The 20,667-nt window shown below is 57.5% G+C and carries 15 protein-coding genes; 11 read left to right on the forward strand and 4 right to left on the reverse strand.

Translation table 11 applies throughout. From position 1 onward, the window contains the following. Positions 1-54: 54 nt before the first annotated feature. Positions 55-207, reverse strand: coding sequence for a hypothetical protein (locus H8S59_RS12560; RefSeq protein WP_095102471.1), 153 nt, complete (start codon positions 205-207; stop codon positions 55-57). Positions 208-399: 192 nt separating this feature from the next. On the opposite strand from H8S59_RS12560, the gene H8S59_RS12565 reads away from it, so the two are divergent. The 4 genes from H8S59_RS12565 to H8S59_RS12580 all read left to right on the forward strand — a co-directional run bounded on the left by H8S59_RS12565 (position 400) and on the right by H8S59_RS12580 (position 7,608). Further along, the gene (locus H8S59_RS12565) at positions 400-1,788 is read left to right on the forward strand and encodes a DKNYY domain-containing protein (RefSeq protein ID WP_187521607.1); all 1,389 of its coding nucleotides are present in this window, start codon (positions 400-402) and stop codon (positions 1,786-1,788) included. Between the two features lie 360 nt (positions 1,789-2,148). Beyond that, positions 2,149-3,027 carry a DUF4123 domain-containing protein gene (locus tag H8S59_RS12570; RefSeq protein WP_187521608.1) on the forward strand — a complete coding sequence of 293 codons (879 nt, stop codon included), beginning with the start codon at positions 2,149-2,151 and terminating at the stop codon, positions 3,025-3,027. Further along, positions 3,024-6,428, forward strand: a complete 3,405-nt coding sequence (locus H8S59_RS12575) for a toxin VasX (RefSeq protein ID WP_187521609.1) — start codon at positions 3,024-3,026, stop codon at positions 6,426-6,428. The genes H8S59_RS12570 and H8S59_RS12575 overlap by 4 nt, the downstream gene beginning before the upstream one ends. Next, positions 6,418-7,608 (forward strand): DUF6708 domain-containing protein, encoded by a 1,191-nt coding sequence (locus H8S59_RS12580; RefSeq protein WP_187521610.1) that lies wholly within the window; start codon positions 6,418-6,420, stop codon positions 7,606-7,608. Before H8S59_RS12575 ends, H8S59_RS12580 begins: the two co-directional genes overlap by 11 nt. A gap of 18 nt (positions 7,609-7,626) precedes the next feature. Here the strand turns inward: H8S59_RS12580 and H8S59_RS12585 are convergent, their stop codons facing one another. After that, on the reverse strand, positions 7,627-8,304 hold the full coding sequence (locus tag H8S59_RS12585) for a response regulator (protein WP_187521611.1): 678 nt from the start codon (positions 8,302-8,304) through the stop codon (positions 7,627-7,629). Then, on the reverse strand, positions 8,279-11,680 hold the full coding sequence (locus H8S59_RS12590) for an ATP-binding protein (protein WP_187521612.1): 3,402 nt from the start codon (positions 11,678-11,680) through the stop codon (positions 8,279-8,281). The genes H8S59_RS12585 and H8S59_RS12590 overlap by 26 nt, the downstream gene beginning before the upstream one ends. Before the next feature lie 473 nt (positions 11,681-12,153). Here H8S59_RS12590 and urtA point away from each other — a divergent pair, with 473 nt between their 5' ends. From urtA to H8S59_RS12625, 7 genes are all read left to right on the forward strand, one after another. Next, a complete protein-coding gene (urtA, locus tag H8S59_RS12595) occupies positions 12,154-13,398 on the forward strand; it encodes an urea ABC transporter substrate-binding protein (protein ID WP_187521613.1) in 1,245 nt (414 codons plus the stop codon). A gap of 150 nt (positions 13,399-13,548) precedes the next feature. Beyond that, positions 13,549-14,466: an urea ABC transporter permease subunit UrtB gene (gene urtB, locus H8S59_RS12600; protein WP_176469875.1), complete on the forward strand. Its 918-nt coding sequence runs from the start codon at positions 13,549-13,551 to the stop codon at positions 14,464-14,466. A gap of 25 nt (positions 14,467-14,491) precedes the next feature. Then, a complete protein-coding gene (gene urtC, locus H8S59_RS12605; protein ID WP_187521614.1) occupies positions 14,492-15,664 on the forward strand; it encodes an urea ABC transporter permease subunit UrtC in 1,173 nt (390 codons plus the stop codon). Next, positions 15,661-16,422: an urea ABC transporter ATP-binding protein UrtD gene (gene urtD / locus H8S59_RS12610; protein ID WP_122805537.1), complete on the forward strand. Its 762-nt coding sequence runs from the start codon at positions 15,661-15,663 to the stop codon at positions 16,420-16,422. Before urtC ends, urtD begins: the two co-directional genes overlap by 4 nt. Before the next feature lie 13 nt (positions 16,423-16,435). Then, positions 16,436-17,125 (forward strand): urea ABC transporter ATP-binding subunit UrtE, encoded by a 690-nt coding sequence (urtE, locus tag H8S59_RS12615; RefSeq protein WP_187521615.1) that lies wholly within the window; start codon positions 16,436-16,438, stop codon positions 17,123-17,125. Between the two features lie 137 nt (positions 17,126-17,262). Beyond that, positions 17,263-18,492, forward strand: a complete 1,230-nt coding sequence (fmdA, locus tag H8S59_RS12620; RefSeq protein WP_187521616.1) for a formamidase — start codon at positions 17,263-17,265, stop codon at positions 18,490-18,492. Between the two features lie 114 nt (positions 18,493-18,606). After that, complete coding sequence (locus H8S59_RS12625; protein WP_187521617.1) at positions 18,607-18,954, forward strand: FmdB family zinc ribbon protein; 348 nt, start codon at positions 18,607-18,609, stop codon at positions 18,952-18,954. Positions 18,955-19,256: 302 nt separating this feature from the next. Here the strand turns inward: H8S59_RS12625 and H8S59_RS12630 are convergent, their stop codons facing one another. Then, on the reverse strand, positions 19,257-20,663 hold the full coding sequence (locus H8S59_RS12630) for a lipid II flippase MurJ (protein ID WP_187521618.1): 1,407 nt from the start codon (positions 20,661-20,663) through the stop codon (positions 19,257-19,259). Positions 20,664-20,667 lie beyond the last annotated feature (4 nt).

Below are 20,667 nucleotides of genomic sequence, written 5' to 3' on the forward strand. Positions count from 1 at the left end.
TTAAATATCCGGCGGCCCCCCCACCGCACCCACACGAGATCACCGGTACTACCCTCAACCCTGCTTCGGGTCCGCCGGCGTACCTGGTCTCGGCTGCTCACCCTGTTCATTCATCTGCTTGTTCTTCTCGCCAATCTTCCCGGCATTTTCCGGTTTGTGGTCGAGGTCTTCGCGGTTCGATTCCTGATCTTTCGTTTGCTCGGTCATCACGGCATCTCTTGTTGTCTGTGGGCTGGTTTGTAGTCGTTAGAGATTGGGCAACACAGCACGCGCAAGATTCGCAATATTTTTCGGATTGATCGCATCCGATCCATTCCCTTGAGCGTTATTATCAGCACCCCGCGGTCGCAGGCGGGGGAAATACATATCGCAACGAATAAGGTAAGTGGGGCAGCAGGGATGAAGAATTGGAACGCTATCAGGTTCTTATGGGGCGCGGTGATACTGGCCTCGTCCTCTGCTGTGCATGCCTATACGGTGAATGAGTGCACCGAAAACTGGTACCCACTGGCAAAGCCTGGCGAGCGGAGTTATGAGCAGCATCCCGAGAAGAAAGGAATTTGCGTCGAACAGAAAATTACCGTGAAAGGCCGCCAATTGGTTGAGATTGGTGGCAAAGGGTACTTCATGACTGACTCGAAGAGAGAAAGCACGGCGTGCCCGCGCTCTGGTGATGGTGTAGGTATACCCATCCCTGCATGCATACTCCCATCAAAGATGCAGCGTAATGTGGTGCATGAAGAGCGTGGCTATCATCTGATGACGCCCCATGGCGCCGATTTGCGACGTTTGGGCGAGTCCTGGTATTCAACTGATGGCCGTACGGTGTTTCTCACGCCTACCCCTATTGAAGGTGCGGACCCAGCCACTTTCGAGGCATTTGATACATCGGGCGCCGACGGGCACGAGGATTGGGCAAAGGATCGCAACCACATTTATCACGGTGACGAGCCGATGCCGGACATGGCGTTGGGGGAGATGCAGTTCGTCGGGCCCTTCGTGATCAATGCCGGCCGTGTATTCGAAGTTGGCCTGAGCAGCGTGAAGGAGAGACCCGATGTCTTGCCGACGCTGACTATGCTTGTTCCCGAAAACTCACGCAGGAGCCTGGTCAGCGACGGGCGTCGTCTCTATCTGAGAGGAAAGGCAGTGGACAGCCTAAGTGAGCTCGATGGCTATAATGGCGCTGACATCAAAACCTTATCTCCAACCTGTCCAATAGCGGGCCATCCTGACCTGCGCTGCAAGGCGAATCATCCTCAGGTTTTCGATAACGGCCCAGAGTCACGCCTCGCCCTTGCAGGGAGTGATGTGCTGTATTTTCGTGGCGTGAACGATGTGAAGCGCATCTCGAATGTGCCCGACCTGGTGTTCTTCAGGCCGGACAATACGCCGTATGTTCTTGGGATCAGTGAGCAGCGCTTGTACTACATCAGCGGTCCTGACACCTTACCGGTAGCCGGTCCATCCTTTCGTGGACACCTCAGCGGTCCGATAGCCGGGGCGCTTGTCGACGAGGAAGGCTTTATTACCTCGTTCCCACAGTCGAATCTGAAGAAGTGCTCTACAAATTCTCGCGTGCCAGCCTGGCCGAAAGCGGGCGATTCGAGTCGTCTCGGCGCACTGCGTCAACTGGCTGAGACAGAAACACCCGAAGGCTTTGCAGTGGCGCTGGAAAACGACCGCTACCGTTACCTATTTGTCAGCCGCGAGAAACGAAGCGCTGGCGATACCGTGATAGATCGCAACGATGGCCGGCGCGTGCTTGCTGATTGCCGGCAGGACTAGGCGGGATTCTATCGAACCTCGCCGTCGCGCAGCAGACACAGGGCCTGTAGGCGCGCACGAGCACCGCGAGGCCGCGATAGCGATTTATCAGAAAGACCGCCATCGCTGGCCTCGTAACCTCGGTGAGCTCCTACAGAAAAGCATTTCAAATCAGATTGCTATTTTTTTGATAGGCGCTTGCCGAGTGTACGAGAGCCAGCGATGACGGCTCCTTACCAAAGGAATCCAGATTCACCTGCCTATCAAGACAGAGCCTTCGTTCGCATCTGAAATATCCCACAACACCTCTCGCATATCCCCGACTGACTCCCGGTCCGTTAAACGGCAAAGTCCTGCGCTTTCTTTGGCCAAGGGTTTGCCATGCACGGTCAATCAGTGACGTCCGCCATTACGCTGCCGGATGACTTCACTTGGGATAAGCCTGTCGGCCTCCTTCTGGATGCCATTCAGGTCGAAAACCTCCTTCGCAGTCTGTATGAGTGGTCCCCGGCCCCGGAAGCTCATGTGCTCTACAACGGTACTCGATGGGCTTGTATCAGTCAGCTTTCCCCTTGTCTCGTTCGCATACGCGATGATCAGAACCCGATACTTCAGCAGTTTCTGGCCAACACGGCCGGTAGCTGGGGATACCTGCTTGTCAGTGATGGTTCGTGGGACGACCTGTTAGCGCACATGCGCTGGTTGACCAGTATTCGTCCTGCAGAGCATGACGATATGTATTTGCGTATTTCCTCTCCTGATGTGGCGCATGCGATTTTTGCCCCGGAACACCATCCGGACGCGAAGCTTTTCGGACCCTGTCAAACGGTATTGGTTACTCAGCACCCCTTACCAGGATGGCGGCAATACCCGCGCCCGGGAGAAAGACCGTCATTACGGCCTGTTGAGTCGTTCATACCCAACGACGAGCAATGGGCTGCCCTCCAGACGGTTGCCTATCGAATGTCTGTCAATCAGCTCTATTCGCATATGAGCCGCTTCTTCCCGGATTACCTGTCTGACTTACCTCCAGAACGACGCCTTGAGCGTATTCACCAGCTTGTTGAATCAGCCATTGAACGCGGCTTTCGCACCCGACGAGAAATATGGCTGTACGCAAACGTTTTCGGTTTTTTGGGCGATGAAGGGCTTCAATCCCATCCGGATATCGTGGAGCTGCTGAACAGAAAATCTGACCTGACACCCCATCAGCGTGTCGATCGAGCAGCCACCCTGGCGGCGCAGCGGAGTACCCAATGACTGACCTCCAGACCCCTCGCGGTCATCTGGCAAACCTGACGGCCAACGCGCAACACGTCGATGAACTTGACGCAGGTGGCATGTGCCCATTGATGAAGCGCACCCTCCAGTTTTTGCCCCTTCGGTACGGCCTTGTGGAAAACCTGCAGCCACCCCGAAGCTTTTCTATACCGCACCACTTGCAAAGCCGAAGAACCGGTATCCGCCTGCTACGCGACGGCTACTTGTACATCGTCGATGACGCCAGCGGCTACCTGCATGAGTACCGAATAGAACAAGGCTCGTTAAGCAAACTTCTATGGAAAGGAGCAGAGGTCAGCGCTGATACCCGAACTCACTCGATCGGCGAACCCGAGTTGGTATTCCCTCGGAATAGCACGCTGTTTGTAGCGTATTCAGAGTTTCAGTGGACGGCATATAAGTGCTCTCAGGTCATCGGACAATTGCCTGAGCGTGAACACTTCATGCAGCGCGTCAGCCTTGAACAGGTGCAATGCGCAGATGCGGGAAAACATCTGCTGGATGAAAAGCAGGCACGTCAATGGCTCGCCGAAACCGTTGAAACCCTGCCCAATCAAGACTTGCCTGATGGCGCAAACCCGGAGGAGAGCATTCCTTACAGTTGGGAGCATGAGGCATTGTTTCGCCGCACCTGGATTGAAGAACTGACAAGCCAGGTCAATGCGGCACACAAACATGATTTTCTGTTTCTGGTGGTTCGCGATGATATCGGCATCATGCTCGATCTGGCGGCGGCGCAACTCAAATTGGCTGACTGGATCGGCCAGTGGAGCGAGGATGAAGATACGCAACATCAATACCTGACGGGCGCTTACATCCAGGCCATGTATGAGGTGAATCAGAAGCGTCTGGAGAAGCTGGGCAGTGCGGACCCGCGCTACGAAGCACTCATCGACGACACCAATGACGCCGAGCGAGAAAAGCTCTACGAATACCTGCGTGTGAAGCGCGACTATCGCGGTCCGGCAATCTTCGGTGACGAGCAAAGCTGGCGCAATCAGGCGCAAAGCAATCCGTTGGCCAAGGCCACGGTTGAACTCCGTGACAGTCTCGGGCAGCTACGTTGGGAAACCCATCAACCTGCAATCACCGAACTGGAAATGGATACGTGGCATGCGCTGGGTGGCAAGGAAATCGGCGAGCGGGGTATCGATCAACTGGTGCATCGTGATGCGATGCAAGGCTTCATGCTCAAGCAGCAGACATTACTGAGTCATTGGCACGGCCAGCTCAAGCGAGTCCGTGCCGACCGCCTCAAGATGATTGTCGAAGGTCACTTCCATCGCGCCGCGTGGTATTACGATTTCCGCCAGAGCGAGCAGATTCAGCATCGGTTGGAGCGAGAGTTCAACTGCGTGGCGGCGATATGTGACGATGAGGCGTCCGTTCGGCAACTGCACGACTATCTGGAGAAAAACCCGCTGGTCCAGATCCCCGGCCTCGACACCTTGAATCTTGCAGACCAGACCGACGTGCAGAAAAAGCTCGCCGAGTTGAGTAACTTCAGCATCAAGCTTAGCGACGCTCCAGCGGTGGTTCGCGACATGGATTTGCTGGCCAATCAGTTCAACAGCCTGATGCGTCAGCGGTTGCCAAACTTCGACAATCTGAATACTCAATTTACGGGTTTGAGGAGTTTGTTGAGTAATGCCTATGATCCAGCCTCACAGATGCAACAGGCTCATGAGCTTGATCTTATCAAGCAGCAGTTTCGCAAAAGCCAGCCAATAGACCCTAACAGCTTTATCCGCAATATCGGTACTGCGGCGCGACTTCGCCTAATCAGCGCGTACGCTACCAGCGGACTGCAGTTGCGTATTGCCTCGGATGTTGAGTACGCACAATTCAATAGTGACCGCAAGGCAGCCTTGGTGCTGCGTGATGAGCTTAAAGAACTTTATAAAGAACGTCGCGAAATGCTCAAGTACAAAACTAGTGACGCAGATCCGTTGGGCTCTCGCTTGCGGATTAATGAACATATTGGCGTTCTCAAGTATCAACTGGCTCCTATTGAGGAACGCCTGAGTCTGGCACTGACCCCCGGTGGAGGTGCAGGGAAGTTCGGGCTGGCGCTCGGCAATATGGACGCCCAACTTTTGGAGGAGATGCAGCGTACTGTCAGCGACTATCGAAGGACTGGGACCTTTAAGGAGCCGATACGTGGGTTGTTGATGTCGAGGGGGGATCAGATTGCCGCAGTGCTGTTTTTGATTCAGGTGGTTAAGTTTATTGAGGTTTCTTCAAAGCTTTCATCGAAGGAAGAATTTGGGTGGAGAGACGTAATTGATTTGGTAGACGCAGGAATTACCATGTCATCTGCTGGTTTTGCAGCCATTCAAGGTATATCGATTAACGTGCTGCAAGCCCATATTAACCAGAGGTATAGTGCGAGCGGCAAGCTCGATACCTTGAGTCGCTTGGGTAAGTGGTCTGCATTCACCGGTTTGGGCGCTTTTGGTTTCGGGGTGGCTGCGGCATCTGCCGATTTCGGTAAGCATACTAAACAATGGTCAAACGCATTAGCAGAAGGTGACGGCAAAAAACTTGCTGCGACCTCGTTGCAAATGAGTGGCGACATAGTATTGGTTGGGACGAATGGGTGGGCGCTTAAACACACCGCCTCTATAACCCGAAGAATCATGCGTGAGCCTGCGAAGTTGCGTGCGCTGTCTTGGGCGCAGCACAGTTCTTCGCTGGTCGGCATTGCAGCCAGAGCAAATTTGATCGGTATCGCTGCCACCGGCCTTCAGCTTTCCGGGGAGGCGTTGTACAACTACTTCAATATCGACTCACTGAAAAAGTGGGTTAGAGGCAGTATCTGGGGGCGGGAGAATCTTGGCCTGAGTCTCGATGAAAGCTGGGGGAAACTGGCCGGGATCGTTCAGCAGCCCTTATGCGAATTGGTGCGTACCCGGCACAGTGTCGAGTTGCGGCTGACCTTTCCGGGTATCCGCAGTGCGGACCTGGAGCGTCGCAAAGTGTGGATCGAAGCTCATCAGCGCCAGAAGGATCCGGGCATTTCACGGGGACTGCAAAATCCTGTTTATTGGTCGAAATGCACCGAGGTACTGGTCAGCCAGTTTAGGCGTGTTGATCGTCCTGATGCGGCGCTGGTTTTGTGTCTGGATCTGCGCCCCTTGATGACGGACTATTTCGGGCTGGCCCTGGCGGTCAGCTACGAACTTGAAGAGCACCGCGGGATCAGCCATCGCTCTACCTTTTACGTTGTGGATCTGCACCGCAAGCTGATCGAGGATCGTTGGCAGGAGCGAATCGGCACTTTTGCCTATAAAGGAGAAACAGAAGAGTCGAGGCAACTTAAGCCCTCAGAGCCCTGGCTGCTTAGGGATATTGATCTGGTAAAGCCTAATGCTAGGTAAACTGTTTAAACGCAAAGCCGACCACCCACCGCCATCGGCTCATGATTTAGATACCTTGCGACCCAAAGTCGGTGAAGTTCGCAAGACGGCTTTCGAGGAAACCCTGTATCTGGCTCCCTTACCGGTTTATACCGGCCAGTTGCCGGTGAGTATTCATGATTTCTCGGAAGTGAACGATGTATACCTTCAAGTAGGTGGAGATAATAGAGGCATGGTGTGGCAGGCAAAGTTACTTGCTTGGGTTATTTGGATTGCAATCATTATTCTGGTTGGAATGCCTGTCTGGATTGCGACGTTTGTTTATTTTTTTGGGGTGGAGAGCGCCAGTAACACGTTTTCCAGAATTTTAATTTTAGGGCTTAAAGTTGTTTGGACCTATTATCTGCCGGGGGTATGTCTAATGGTGGGGATTTTTGTCCATACGATAATTTCCCAAACCCGCGAACAAGCAAGACAGTACCCATTACGCTTCAATCGTCAGCGTCGAGAAGTCTGCTATATCAGCAGTGATACGCAAGAAATCCTGATAGTGCCTTGGGAGAAGGTAACGGCCTGGGTGTCGCAAGGGGAGATGGTTAGCCAATACGGGTCCACGGTCTTCTTTACCTTTGGCCTTGCGCTGGAAAATGAAAAGACGGAAATGGTACAGCCTTTGTTGCTTGGCAAACCCAGCCAGGCCCACGCCATAGGGACCTGGGAAGCCATTCGGCAATATATGGAACATGGCGTGCCCGAGGACGAATACGATGTGTGGCAACGTCTTTCCCATGGCCGCGCCTATACGGAATATGAGCTTCGTCCTTATGAGGGCCTGCACACCTGGGAAGTCGAAAAACTCTTGAAAGAGGAAGAAGGGGGTCTGCACTGCAGCTTCAGCGATGAGCGCCGTGCTGAGATTGGTTTCTCCCCACGTACCCGCTGGCCCCTACGCCGTTGGTACATCTGGCGTGTACTCAGCTTCTGGAAAATGCCCTATATGATCGCCGAATGGGGTCATAGAGCAGGCACTCCGGATATCCCGGAAAAAGTCCGCGAGTGGTCAGCGCCTATTCCTCCAGACCAATGGGCCAAACCCAGCCCGGAACTGCAACGCGCGACAAAAGTGGTTGAGCAGGCCATGAACAGGAAAAAGAACAAGCTGGACTTCCGTTCTGCCTGCCAATTGATAGAGGACAGGTAAACAGGCATTTACTGGCAATCAAACCCGATCCGTCATCGCCGCCAATGCCACCGAAGTCGCCGCCGTACGCGTCTCGACGCCCAGCTTTATGTAGATATGTTCCAGATGCTTGTTCACCGTGCGCGGGCTGAGTTGCAGGATGTCGCCGATGTCTTTGTTAGTCTTACCGCAGGATACCCAGCGCAGTACTTCGATTTCTCGTTCGGTGAGCTGGAAGCGGCTGGAGAGTTTGCCGTAGGTGGGTTTGTCGTCGAAGCCCAGGCTGGCGGATTGTGAGGCGTTGCGGGCAGATTGCAGGATGCGTGCGGTGCGCAGATGGGAGGCGACCCGGGCCAGGACTTCGTCGCAGACGATGGGTTTGGTCACGTAGTCGATGGCTCCGGCTTCGAAGCCTTTGACGACGTGTTCGCTGTCGGTGAGGGCGGTCATGAACAGGATCGGAATGTTGGCGCTTTCCGGCTGCGCCTTGATCCGGCGACAGGTTTCGAAGCCGTCCAGGCCGGGCATCATGGCGTCGAGCAGGATCAGGTCCGGGCGTCGGCGTTGAATGCGGTTCAGGGCGCTGCTGCCGTCCAGGGCCACCAGCACCATGTAACCGGCCTCATCCAGCGCGTCGGAGAGCAGCGCGAGATTATCCGGGGTGTCGTCGACGATCAGGATCACGCCGTTGTCAGCAGGTTGTATCGGGGCGTTCATTGAGGGCCTCCTTCAGTTGCAGGCTGAGTTCATCCAGACGAAAGCCTTTGGCAAGGGTTCGCAGGTCGGCGATGAAGCTGGCGCTGGTGATGCTTTCCCGCTCGATGGCATCGAGTTTGGCCTGGATGCCACGCACATAACCCAGGCCGCACAGCTCGTACAGATCCAGCAAGTCCTGACGGGGCGGCAGGGTCCACGGCGCTTTGACCACCGACACCGTGCGCAGGCGGCGTAACCATTGCAGTTGCAAGTGGTGTTGAATGCGGTCCAGCAGTTGCTGGATATGTACGGGTTTGGCGAGATAGTCGTCACAGACCTCCGGCAGGCTGCGCTCTTTGTCGTCGGTGAACGGGTTGGCGTTGGCGGAAATAATAATGATCGGTGCCAAAGACAGGGCGTTGCGGCGGATCAGGCGGCTGGTCTCCCAACCGTCCATGTCGGGCATCGAGAGGTCCATGAGAATCAGGTCCGGGTGCAGCAGTGACACCTGACGAATCGCTTCCTGACCATTCGCCGCCTGGGCCACTTCAAAGCCCAGCGGCGTGAGCATGCCGCTGATGACTTTGCGATGCTCAATGTGATCGTCCACCACCAGAATCAGCCGCCGCTCCCCCTCATAACCCATGACGTCGTGATCCACATGGATTACCGCTTTGGGCACGCGCACTTCGGACAGAAACAGCCGGACCTGAAAGCGTGTGCCTTCGTCGGGCTGGCTGGTGACGGACAACGCGCCGCCCATCAACGAGGTGAGCATGCGGGTGATGGTCAGTCCCAGGCCGACGCCGTTGTCCTGACGCACCAGACCGCCGCGCTCGAAGGGCTGGAAGATCCGGTCGATCTGCTCGGGGGCGATGCCGATTCCGGTGTCGATGATGTCGAAAATCGCGGTTTCCCGGCGGTAACTGACCAGCAGGCAGACTTCGCCGCTGTCAGTGAAATTCACCGCGTTGCCCAGCAAGTTGATGAGGATTTGCCGCACGCGTTTCTCGTCGCCGCGGACCACCGCTGGCATGCGGCCTTCCACATGGAGACGGAAGGTCAGGCCTTTTTCCCGCGCTGTCGGGGCAAACATTTGTTCCAGATCGTGAAGGAATTCCTGAAAGAGAATTTCCGACGGTTCCAGACGCAGTTTGCCGGCCTCGATTTTGGCGACGTCCAGTAATCCGTCGATCAACGACAGCAAGTGCGAGCTGCTGCGCAGGATGGTCGCCAGCGGATCCTGCTGATGGGCCGGGGTTGCAGGGTCGCGTTGCAGAATCTGGGTGAAGCCGAGAATGCTGTTCAGCGGCGTGCGCAGCTCGTGGGACAGGCCTGTGACGTAGCGACTCTTGGCGGCGTTGGCTGCTTCCGACGCTTCCTTGGCTTTTTGCAACGCCTGGTCAGTCTTGTCGTGGGCGTCGATTTCCTGCATGAGCAAGGCTGTCTGGCGGTCCGATTCTTCCAGCGCGACGCGACGGCTTTCCCGGGTCAATACCACCCACCAGGCCAGAATGCCGGCGAACACGCAGAGGGTGAAGAATGCCTTGAGGAACGCAAGAAACAGCGTGTGATGCACGGCGGGGGACTGGTCAATCAGGCTGTGGGAAACCTGGCCATAGATCACCGCCAGGGCTCCGGAAATGGTCAGCAGCAACACGGTCAGCAAGCCGAGATATTGCGCCAGGCGGGTATGCAGGTATTGCAGCGGCAGTTTTGGCAGCAGTTTGCTGATCACGTCTTCGAACTGCATCGACAGCCGCGCGCGGCTCTTGCACTGGTCGGCGCAGCGGGCGTCCAGCGAACAGCACAACGAGCAGATGGGCGAGCTGTAGGCCGGGCAGTACGCCATGTCCGGCGTTTCGAATTCGTTGCTGCACAGGCCACAACGCAGGCTGGTCTGCTGGCCCAGGGGGAAGAGTTGCAGCGGGTCGCTGGTGCGGGCGATGTAGTACTTGCCTTGGGTCCACCAGGCGATCAACGGTGCGGCAATCAACGCGGTGGTCAGGGAAATCAGCGGCGGGGCGGCCTGAGCCAGTTCGCCGAACGCCCCGAAATGGGCACAGATCGACAGCAGCGAGGCAATCGACATGGCGCCGACGCCGACGGGATTGATGTCGTACAGGTGCGCGCGTTTGAATTCGATGTGTTTCGGGGAGAAACCCAGTGGCTTGTTGATCACCAGATCTGCCACCAGTGTGCCGATCCAGGCAATCGCGACGTTGGCGTACAGGCCCAGCACTTGTTCGATGGCGTCGAACACCCCCAGCTCCATCAGGATCAGGGCGATGGCAACGTTGAACACCAGCCACACCACGCGCCCCGGATGGCTGTGGGTGACTCGGGCAAAGAAGTTCGACCAGGCCAGTGAACCGGCGTAGGCATTGGTCAGGTTGATCTTGATCTGGGAAATGATCACGAACAGCACCATGGCCGCCAGGGCCCATTCCGGGGAGCTGAACACGTAACGAAACGCCACCAGATACATCTGCGTCGGTTCGGCGGCCCGCTCGATGGGGATTTCGTGTTGCAGGGCGAGGAAGGCCAGAAAGGCACCGGCCATGATTTTCAGCGCACCGGGGATGATCCAGCCGGGACCTGCCATCAACAGTGCGGCCCACCAGCGTTTGCGATTCTTGCGGGTCTTTTCCGGAAGAAAGCGTAAATAGTCGACCTGTTCGCCGATTTGCGTCACCAACGACAGCGCGACGCTGAACGCTGCACCAAAGAACAGCAGGTTGAAGGTGCCACCTTCGCCCTCGCGCCCGGCAAAGGTCGTCAGGTCAGTGAGCGCTTCGGGGTTTTTCCAGATAACGAAGATGTACGGCACCAGTAGCAAGGTCAGCCATAACGGCTGCGACCACATCTGCAAACGGCTGATCAGAGTGATGCCGTACGCCACCAGCGGAATGATGATGATTGAGCAGATGACGTAGGCCATGGCCAGCGGGATCTGGAAATACAGCTCGATGGCCAGGGCCATGATTGCCGCTTCGAGGGCAAAGAACAGGAAGGTGAAGCTGGCGTAGATCAGCGAGGTAATGGTCGAGCCGATATAGCCAAAACCTGCGCCGCGGGTCAGTAAATCCATGTCCACGCCGTAGCGGGCCGCGTAATAGCTGATGGGCAGGCCGGTCAGAAAGATTACCAGCGCCGTGGCGAGGATAGCCCATAACGTGTTGGTGAAGCCGTAACTCATCACCAGCGCACCGCCGATGGCCTCCAGCGCCAAAAACGAAATCGCCCCGACGGCGGTATTGGCGATGCGAAATTCCGACCATTTGCGGAAGGATTTCGGGGTGAAACGTAAGGCGTAATCCTCCATGGTCTCGTCGGCGACCAGGCTGTTGTAATCGCGACGTACCTTGACGATGCGTTGGGAGCCGGAGGGTCGCACGGTTGATTTCCTGAAAGGTTATTGAATTGCCGACAGCAACTTCCGTGCCTGTGGGTTGAACCTCCGTTGTCCCTTACGCGGCGCTAATCGTGTAGGAGCGAATTCTTTCGCGAATAGGCCGGTACATCCAGAGCTCATGCATCGCTTGAAATACCGCTTTCCCGAATGAATTCGGTCCCACAGGTAAATCATGAACCTGTTGGAGCGAGGCTTGCCCGCGAAGAGGCCGGTGAATCCAACACATCTGTGAAAATCAGGCCATCGCCTTCGCGGGCAAGCCTCGCTCCAACAGCGGCTTGTTTTAACACGGGCGCAATCATCCACTTTTTTACGCAATCCGACCCTACGTCAAATGACGTAGCCCGGTACGTCATGGTGCGTATACCGGGTTTTGTTCGCCGACTTCATGCTTGCCGCTACCTCGCCACGGTGCCTTGCGGACTGTGGGAGCCCACAAGCACAGGAGCGGGAACATGGATTCACGACTGACAGGCGCCAAAAGGTTTTTGCCACGTCGATTGACGCTGGGCGCTGCTGCGCTTTCGCTGATGGCGGCAGGGGTATTCGGGCAAGCGGCGCTGGCCGATGACGCCAACACCACCGGCCTTGCGGTAACCGCCACCGAAGTGACCGTCGGCCAGCTGCACTCGGCCACCGGCACCATGGCGATTTCCGAGACCGGTTCGATCCAGGCCGAGCGTCTGGCCATTGACCAGATAAACGCCTCGGGCGGCATCCTCGGCCGGCAGATCAAAGTCGTGCAGGAAGACGGCGCGTCTGACTGGCCGACCTTCGCCGAGAAAGCCAAGAAGCTATTGGTCGGCGACAAGGTTGCAGCGGTGTTCGGCTGCTGGACCTCGGCTTCGCGCAAAGCGGTGTTGCCGGTGTTCGAGAAGGAAAACGGCCTGCTGTACTACCCGACCTTTTATGAAGGCCTGGAACAGTCGAAAAACGTGATTTATACCGGCCAGGAAGCCACCCAACAAATCCTTGCCAGCCTGGACTGGATCGCCAAGACCAAAGGCGCCAAGACCTTTTATCTGATCGGCTCGGACTACATCTGGCCGCGTACCTCCATGAAGATCGCCCGCAAGCACATTGAAAACGTGCTCAAAGGCACCGTGGTCGGCGAGGACTACTACCCGCTGGGCAACACTCAATTCGGTTCGCTGATCAACAAGGTCAAGCTGAAAAAACCTGACGTGGTATTTGCCGCTGTGGTCGGTGGCTCCAACGTTGCCTTCTACAAACAGATGAAAGCGGCGGGTGTCACGGCTGAGAAACAGAACCTGCTGACCCTTTCGGTGACCGAAGACGAATTGCTGGGCATCGGCGGCGAAAACATGAAGGGCTTCTATGCCTCCATGAAGTACTTCCAAAGCCTCGACAACCCCAACAACAAAGCGTTTGTGGACGCCTTCAAAGCCAAATACGGCAAGGACTCGGTGATGGGCGACGTGACCCAGGCCGCCTATCTGGGCCCATGGTTGTGGAAGGCTGCGGTAGAGAAGGCCGGCAGCTTCGACATCGACAAAGTGGTCGCCGCGTCGCCTGGCATCGAGCTGAAAACCGCACCTGAAGGCTACGTCAAAGTTCACGAAAACCACCACCTGTGGAGCAAGACCCGCATCGGTGAAGTACAGAGCGACGGCCAGTTCAAGGTGATCTACGAATCAGACCTGATCGAGCCGAATCCGTTTCCGAAGGGTTATCAGTAGCCGCTGCGCGGTAGCGGCTAGCTTCAAGCTGCAAGAGAAAGCAGAAACGACGAAGACCCGCTTCTAGCTTGCAGCTTGCAGCTCACCACTTGCCGCTGTGGTCCCCAACCACTTATCTCGAAATCATCAAATCCCTAGGGAGGGACCACCATGCAGTGGCTATCGGAATTTGGTGCCATCGCGGCCATGCAGGGGTTCAACGGGTTATCCGTGTTCTGCGTACTGCTGCTGATGGCCCTGGGGCTGGCGATTATTTTTGGCCAGATGGGCGTCATCAACATGGCCCACGGTGAGTTCCTCACCATCGGCGCGTACACCACTTACGTGATGTCCAGCCTGACGTTGCAGTACATGCCGTCCATGCAGCCTTACTACTTTTTCTTCGCCATCGCGTTGTCGTTCGTGGTGGCCGGTGCCATTGGCTGGGTGGTCGAATCGGTGATGATCAGCCGTTTGTACCATCGCCCACTGGATACTTTGCTCGCCACCTGGGGGTTGTCGCTGGTGATGCAGCAGGCCTTCCGCTCGATCTTCGGTGCCCGGGAAGTCAGCGCCACGCCGCCTGAATGGCTGATGGGCTCGGTCAGCCTCAGCGATGCTATCGAGATTCCGCGTAATGGCCTGTTCGTCATGGGCCTGACCATCCTCCTCACTGCGATGATTTTTCTGATGCTGTACCGCACCCGTTGGGGCCTGCACGTTCGCGCCACGGTGCAGAACCGGATCATGAGCCGGGCCGTGGGGATCAATACCCGCAAGGTCGACCGCATGACGTTTGCCCTCGGCTGCGGTGTCGCCGGTGTAGCCGGTGCCGCGTTCACCACCATTGGCTCCACCGGGCCAACTGCGGGTTCGTTATACATCGTCGACACCTTTTTGGTGGTGGTTTTCGGGGGTGCGCAGAGCCTGTTTGGCACCATTGCCTCGGCATTTGCCATCGCTCAAACCCAGTCGATTTCCGAATTCTTCATGAGCGGTTCCATGGCCAAGGTCCTGACCCTGTCAGCCGTGATCCTGATTCTGCTGATGCGCCCGCAAGGGTTGTTTTCCAGCAAGGTCCGTAAATGAAAGTGCACGAAAATAAGGCGGCCCTATGAATGCTCTGAACAAAATGCTCGGCGGCAAGCAAGGCGTGGTTGGCCTGCTGATCCTGGCCGCGCTTATTCTGGTGGTGTTCCCGCTGACGCTGGACGCCTTCCGGCTGAACATGGTCGGCAAATACCTGACCTACGCTTTTGTCGCTGTCGGCCTGGTGTTGTGCTGGGGCTACGGCGGGATTCTCAGTCTCGGCCAAGGCGTGTTCTTCGGTCTTGGCGGTTACTGCATGGCGATGTTTCTCAAGCTGGAAGCATCGGACCCGGAAAGCACCAAGATCCAGTCCACCCCCGGCATCCCGGATTTCATGGACTGGAACCAGATCACCGAACTGCCGTGGTTGTGGGTCCCGTTTCACAGCTTCACGTTCACGGTGATCGCGGTGATCGGCGTGCCGGTGATTCTCGCCCTGGTGATCGGTCTGGCGATGTTCAAACGCCGGGTGGGCGACGTGTATTTTTCCATCGTGACCCAGGCCATTGCGCTGATTCTCACGGTGCTGATCATCGGCCAGCAAGGGCTGACCGGCGGCGTCAACGGCATCACCGACCTGAAGACCCTGCTGGGTTGGGACATCCGTGGCGACGGCGCAAAACTGGCCTTGTACTTCATCAATGCCGGGCTGCTGCTGGTCTGCATTCTGATCGGCAAATTCATCCTCGCCTCCAAGCTCGGCCGACTGCTGATGGCCATGCGTGACAAGGAAGAACGGGTGCGTTTTTCCGGCTATGACGTGGCCAGTTTCAAGATATTCGTGTTCTGCGTAGCGGCAGCGTTCTCGGCCATTGGCGGGGCGATGTTCGCCTTGCAGGTGGGCTTCATGTCGCCGTCCTTCGTGGGCATCGTGCCTTCCATCGAAATGGTGATCTTTGCTGCCGTGGGCGGGCGTATGTCCTTGCTCGGCGCGGTGTATGGCTCGCTGCTGGTCAACTACGGCAAGACCTATTTTTCCGAATCCTTCCCGGAGTTGTGGCTGTACCTGATGGGTGGCCTGTTCATCGCGGTGGTCATGTACTTCCCCAACGGCCTGGCCGGTTTGTGGGAAAGCCACGGCCGCAAATGGCTCGCCAGAGTGCGCGGCAAGCCTGCGCCTGTTCTTGAAAAGCCGTATATCACACCGGTACAGGCCATGCCGAAAGCCAGCGTCACGCCACTGGAGACTCAGCCATGAACAGCCCGACTGGCTTTCAAATGAACAAACCGGTGCTGGCGATTGAAGGGTTGACGGTGTCTTTCGACGGCTTCAAGGCGGTGGACGACCTCAATCTGTACATCGACCGCAACGAAGTGCGAGTGGTGATCGGCCCGAACGGTGCGGGCAAGACCACGGTGCTGGATCTGATCTGCGGCAAGACCCGCGCTACGGGCGGCAGCATCCAGTTCGAGGGCCGGGAACTGACCAAAATGCACGAGTACGACATCGTCCGCGCCGGGGTCGGTCGTAAATTCCAGACCCCGTCGATCTACGACAACCTGAGCGTGTTCGAAAACCTGGAAATGTCTTTTCCGGCAGGGCGCTCGGTGTTCGGCGCGCTGTTTTTCAAGCGCTCTGATGAAGTGGTGGCGCGAGTCAGGGATGTGGCGGCGGACATCTTTCTCGGTGATCTGCTTGAACAGCAGGCGGGCTTGCTCTCCCACGGCCAGAAGCAGTGGCTGGAAATCGGCATGTTGCTTATGCAAGACCCGCAACTCTTGATGCTCGACGAGCCGGTTGCCGGGATGAGCGTCAGCGAGCGTTCGCAGACCGCCGAGCTGCTCAATCGCATCAGTCAGGGCCGTTCGGTGCTGGTTATCGAGCACGACATGGAATTCGTCAAAAGCATCGCCCACAAGGTCACGGTGCTGCATCAGGGCAAGGTGCTGGCTGAAGGCAGCATGGAGTCGGTGCAGAACAACCCGAAAGTCATTGAAGTTTATCTGGGCCACTAATCAGGAGCGCGGCATGTTCAAGATCAATCAGCTGGCGTGCGGTTATGGCCAGAGCCAGATCCTTCATGGTCTGGACCTCAGTGTCGGGAAGCAGGAAATCGTTGCGGTCATGGGCCGCAACGGCATGGGCAAGACCACGTTGTTCAAGAGTCTGATGGGCATTCTGCCGCAATGGGGCGGGCAGGTGCAGGTCGAGGGCGTTGACGTGTCGGCGATGGAAACCCATGCGCGGGTTGAGCACGGCATGGCGTACGTGCCGCAGGGACGAATGATTTTTCCGGCCATGAGCGTGCTGGAAAACATTCAGACCGGCTTGCCGGCATCGGCTCGCGGCATCGTGCCGGAAGATTTGTACGCGTTGTTCCCGGTGCTCTACGACATGCGCGGCCGACGTGGCGGCAACCTGTCCGGCGGTCAGCAACAGCAACTGGCGATTGCCCGTGCGCTGGCGACCAACCCCAAGGTGCTGTTGCTCGATGAGCCAACCGAAGGCATCCAGCCGTCGATCATCAAGGACATCGCCCGCACCCTGAAAGAGATCCGCACCTTGCGCAACCTGACCATTGTGGTCTCCGAGCAAGTGCTGTCATTCACCCTGGAAATCGCTGACCGATTCCTGGTGATCGAGAAAGGCCGCTTCGTGATTGAAGAGACCCGGGCCAATGTCGATGAAGCGACGATCAGTCGGTATTTGTCGGTTTAGTTCGCTGTGAATTTTTGTCCGGCCTTATCGCGGGCAAGCACCGCTCCCACATTTACACCCCATTCCCATGTGGGAGCGGCCGGGGTGGCGCTCCACCTTGCCCTCGACTGAGCCATCTTTCCTGAAGGAGAAACGCCATGACCGAAACGCTGATCAAAGTCGACCTCAACCAGCCAGCCACCGAAAACGAAAACATCCACAATCGCTGGCATCCGGATATTCCGATGGCCGCGTGGGTCAAGCCGGGGGATGACTTCATCCTTGAAACCTATGACTGGACCGCTGGCGCGATCAAGAACGATGACGACGCCAGCGACGTTCGCGACGTGGACTTGTCCACCGTGCATTACCTGTCCGGGCCGATTGGTGTGCATGGCGCCGAGCCGGGCGATCTGCTGATCGTGGACTTGCTGGACATCGGCGCGCGGGCGGATTCCCAGTGGGGATTCAACGGATTTTTCTCCCGGCAGAATGGCGGTGGCTTTCTCACCGATCATTTCCCGTCGGCACAGAAGGCCATCTGGGACTTCAAGGGCATGATGACCAGCTCCCGGCACATTCCCGGCGTGGAGTTCGCCGGGCTGATTCACCCGGGCCTGATCGGTTGTCTGCCGGATCACAAGATGCTTGCCGAGTGGAACAAGCGCGAGCAGGAACTGATCGACACCAACCCGACCCGCGTGCCGCCACTAGCCAACCCGCCCCATGCGAAAACTGCGCACCTGGGCAAGCTCAAAGGCCCGGCCCGGGACATGGCGGCCGCGACCGGTGCTCGGACCGTGCCGCCTCGTGAACACGGCGGCAATTGCGACATCAAGGATTTGTCCCGAGGCTCGAAAGTGTTCTTCCCGGTGTATGTAGACGGCGCAGGCCTGTCAGTGGGCGATCTGCACTTCAGTCAGGGCGACGGCGAAATCACCTTCTGCGGCGCCATCGAAATGGCTGGCTGGGTGCACATGCGCGTCGAGCTGATCAAGGGCGGCATGGAGAAGTACGGCATCAAGAACCCGGTCTTCAAGCCCAGCCCGATTGTGCCCACTTACAACAAATACCTGATCTTCGAAGGCATCTCGGTGGACGAATCAGGCCAGCAGCATTACCTGGACGTCAATATTGCGTATCGCCAGGCGTGCCTGAACGCCATCAGCTACATGACCAAGTTCGGCTATTCACCGGCTCAGGGTTACGCGTTGCTTGGCTCGGCGCCAGTGCAGGGACATATCAGCGGCATTGTCGATATTCCAAATGCCTGCGCGACGTTGTGGCTGCCGACCGAGATCTTCCAGTTCGACATCAACCCCAACGCCAACGGCCCGACCAAATTCATTGATGGGTTGGTTGATTTGCCGATTGCCTACGATTTGTAGATTGTCGCCACCTCCTTGTAGGAGCTGCCGAAGGCTGCGAAGCGGTGGGTCAGTTGAGCCCATTCGCAGCCTTCGGCAGCTCCTACAGGAGATCACTTTCAGGAATTTGCCTATATGCCCCTATACGAATTCGATTGCCCCAGCTGTGGGGACTTCACTGCGCTCAAGCCCATGGCCGAAAGCGGTGCGCCATGCACCTGCCCGGAATGCGGCGCATCAAGCATGCGGGTGATTTTGTCTGCGCCGGGTTTGAGCACGGTTTCAGGCAACAAACGCCGCGCCATCGAGACCAACGAGCGCAGCGCCCACGCACCGAAAACCGTTGCGGAGTATCAGGACAGCAAACGCCACCCCAGTGGCTGCAGTTGCTGCGGGCCGAGCAAGCCCGTCGTGCCCACCAAAACCAACCCCCATGCGCTGAAAGGCAAAGCGGCTGGGCGGCCGTGGATGATCAGTCATTGAAATGCAAATCCTCACAATTGCACAAGTGCTGAGATCACACCGGTGGGAGATTCTATGTTGGCCTGCAAACCTGTGGGAGCGAGGCTTGCCCGCGATGCAGACGACTCGGTTTGTCAGCTATACCGTGTCATCGTTCATCGCGAGCAAGCTCACTCCTACAGGTGAGTACCAATATTTGTGAGCGGTGCCTTGGCCGAGCCGCATCCGGACAGGACGATAAACGATAACGCAGTGTGTCTTCCAACCTCGTCTCATGTATCGCGGGCAAGCCCGGCTCCCACAAAAGCATCGCGTCAAAAGGGTCAGTTGCGCCAAGGCCTCAGCCATACCGCCAGACCAATCAACAACACCGCCCCATACGCACAACTCAACCCCAGTTGTAGCCAGGTGTTGCTGATCGGGTGCAGCACCAGCGCCGCGATCAGCATGGCAGCCGCGCCCAGCGCCCACTGGCTTTGCCAGGGTACAAAGGTCAGCAATTGTTGGCGGCGCATCAGCAGCAGGCCGGTGATGATTGCGCCGATCAATGCCGCAATGGCGATGCCGATCAGACCGAGGAAAAACGGCAGGACACCCAGCAGCAGAGCGTTGCACAGGTTGCCGATCAGCTCGCAGTTCAAAGGCATGCGGGTATCGCCGGCCGCGTAGGCGTAACGTGCAAGCAACGCATTCCAGGCACCGAACATCAGGGGCACGGCGAACCAGGCGAGCAGTTCCGGCAGCGGCCCGTCGTGGGCCAGGGTTGGCAGCAGCAATACCACCAGCGCACCGGATGCGCCGATCAGACCGGCGATGGCGGGCAGGGTCAGCAAGGTGGCGCTGCTCAGGCCCTTGCGCAGCAGCACCAGACGCTGATCGGCGGCACTGCCACTCATCAAACCCAGTAGCACCTGATTGAGACTCATCAACGCAATCAGCGGCAGGTTTATCAATTTGCGGGCCAGGTTGATCCAGGTCACCGCGCCTTCGCCCAGCAGCGAAGCGACCATGCGCTCCAGCAAGGCCAGGCCCTGGCTGGCGAGGTTACTGCTCAGCAACGGACCTATGCGTTGCAGCAATTCCCGACCCACGGCGGGCTCGGCTTGCCATTGCAACGGTTTCCAGCCCATCCGGTACAACGTCGGCAGCAACGTGCCGGGCATCAACAAACTGCCCAGCACGCAAGACAGTGCCAGGCCGACCGGTGTGGCGGCATGGCTGGCAGCGGCGAGATAGATCACCGGCGGCAGGTTGAACAACAACGAGCCCAACCCGGCCATGACGAAACGCGAGCGCGCCTGCAGCGGCACACACAGCAACGCATGCAACAAAAAGCCCGGCGCGCACCATGCCAGCCATTGCAGGCTGCTGCCCGCCAGCGCATAACCACTGGCATCCAGTCCGGGCCCGACGCCCCGCACCCACAGCGGTGCGCCGAGATTCAGCAGCAGCGCCAGCATCAGACCACACAGCAGCAATCGTGGCGCCAGGGCATTCAGCCAACGCTGTTGGGCGATCGGGTCACGCTGCTGATACAACGGCAACGCAGCCGCGCTCAACAATCCGGCGGCCAGGGCCATGCGCAAGGCTTCCGGGAGAAACATCGAGACCAGAAACGCATCACTTTGTGCGCCCGCACCCCAGGCAGCGACCAGCAGCCACTCACGGGCAAACCCGGCAGCCAGTCCAGTCAGCGTGGCGAGGGTCAGCCACAGCGTTGAACCCAACATGGGT

Source organism: Pseudomonas folii, from assembly GCF_014357575.1.
Lineage (GTDB): Bacteria > Pseudomonadota > Gammaproteobacteria > Pseudomonadales > Pseudomonadaceae > Aquipseudomonas > Aquipseudomonas folii.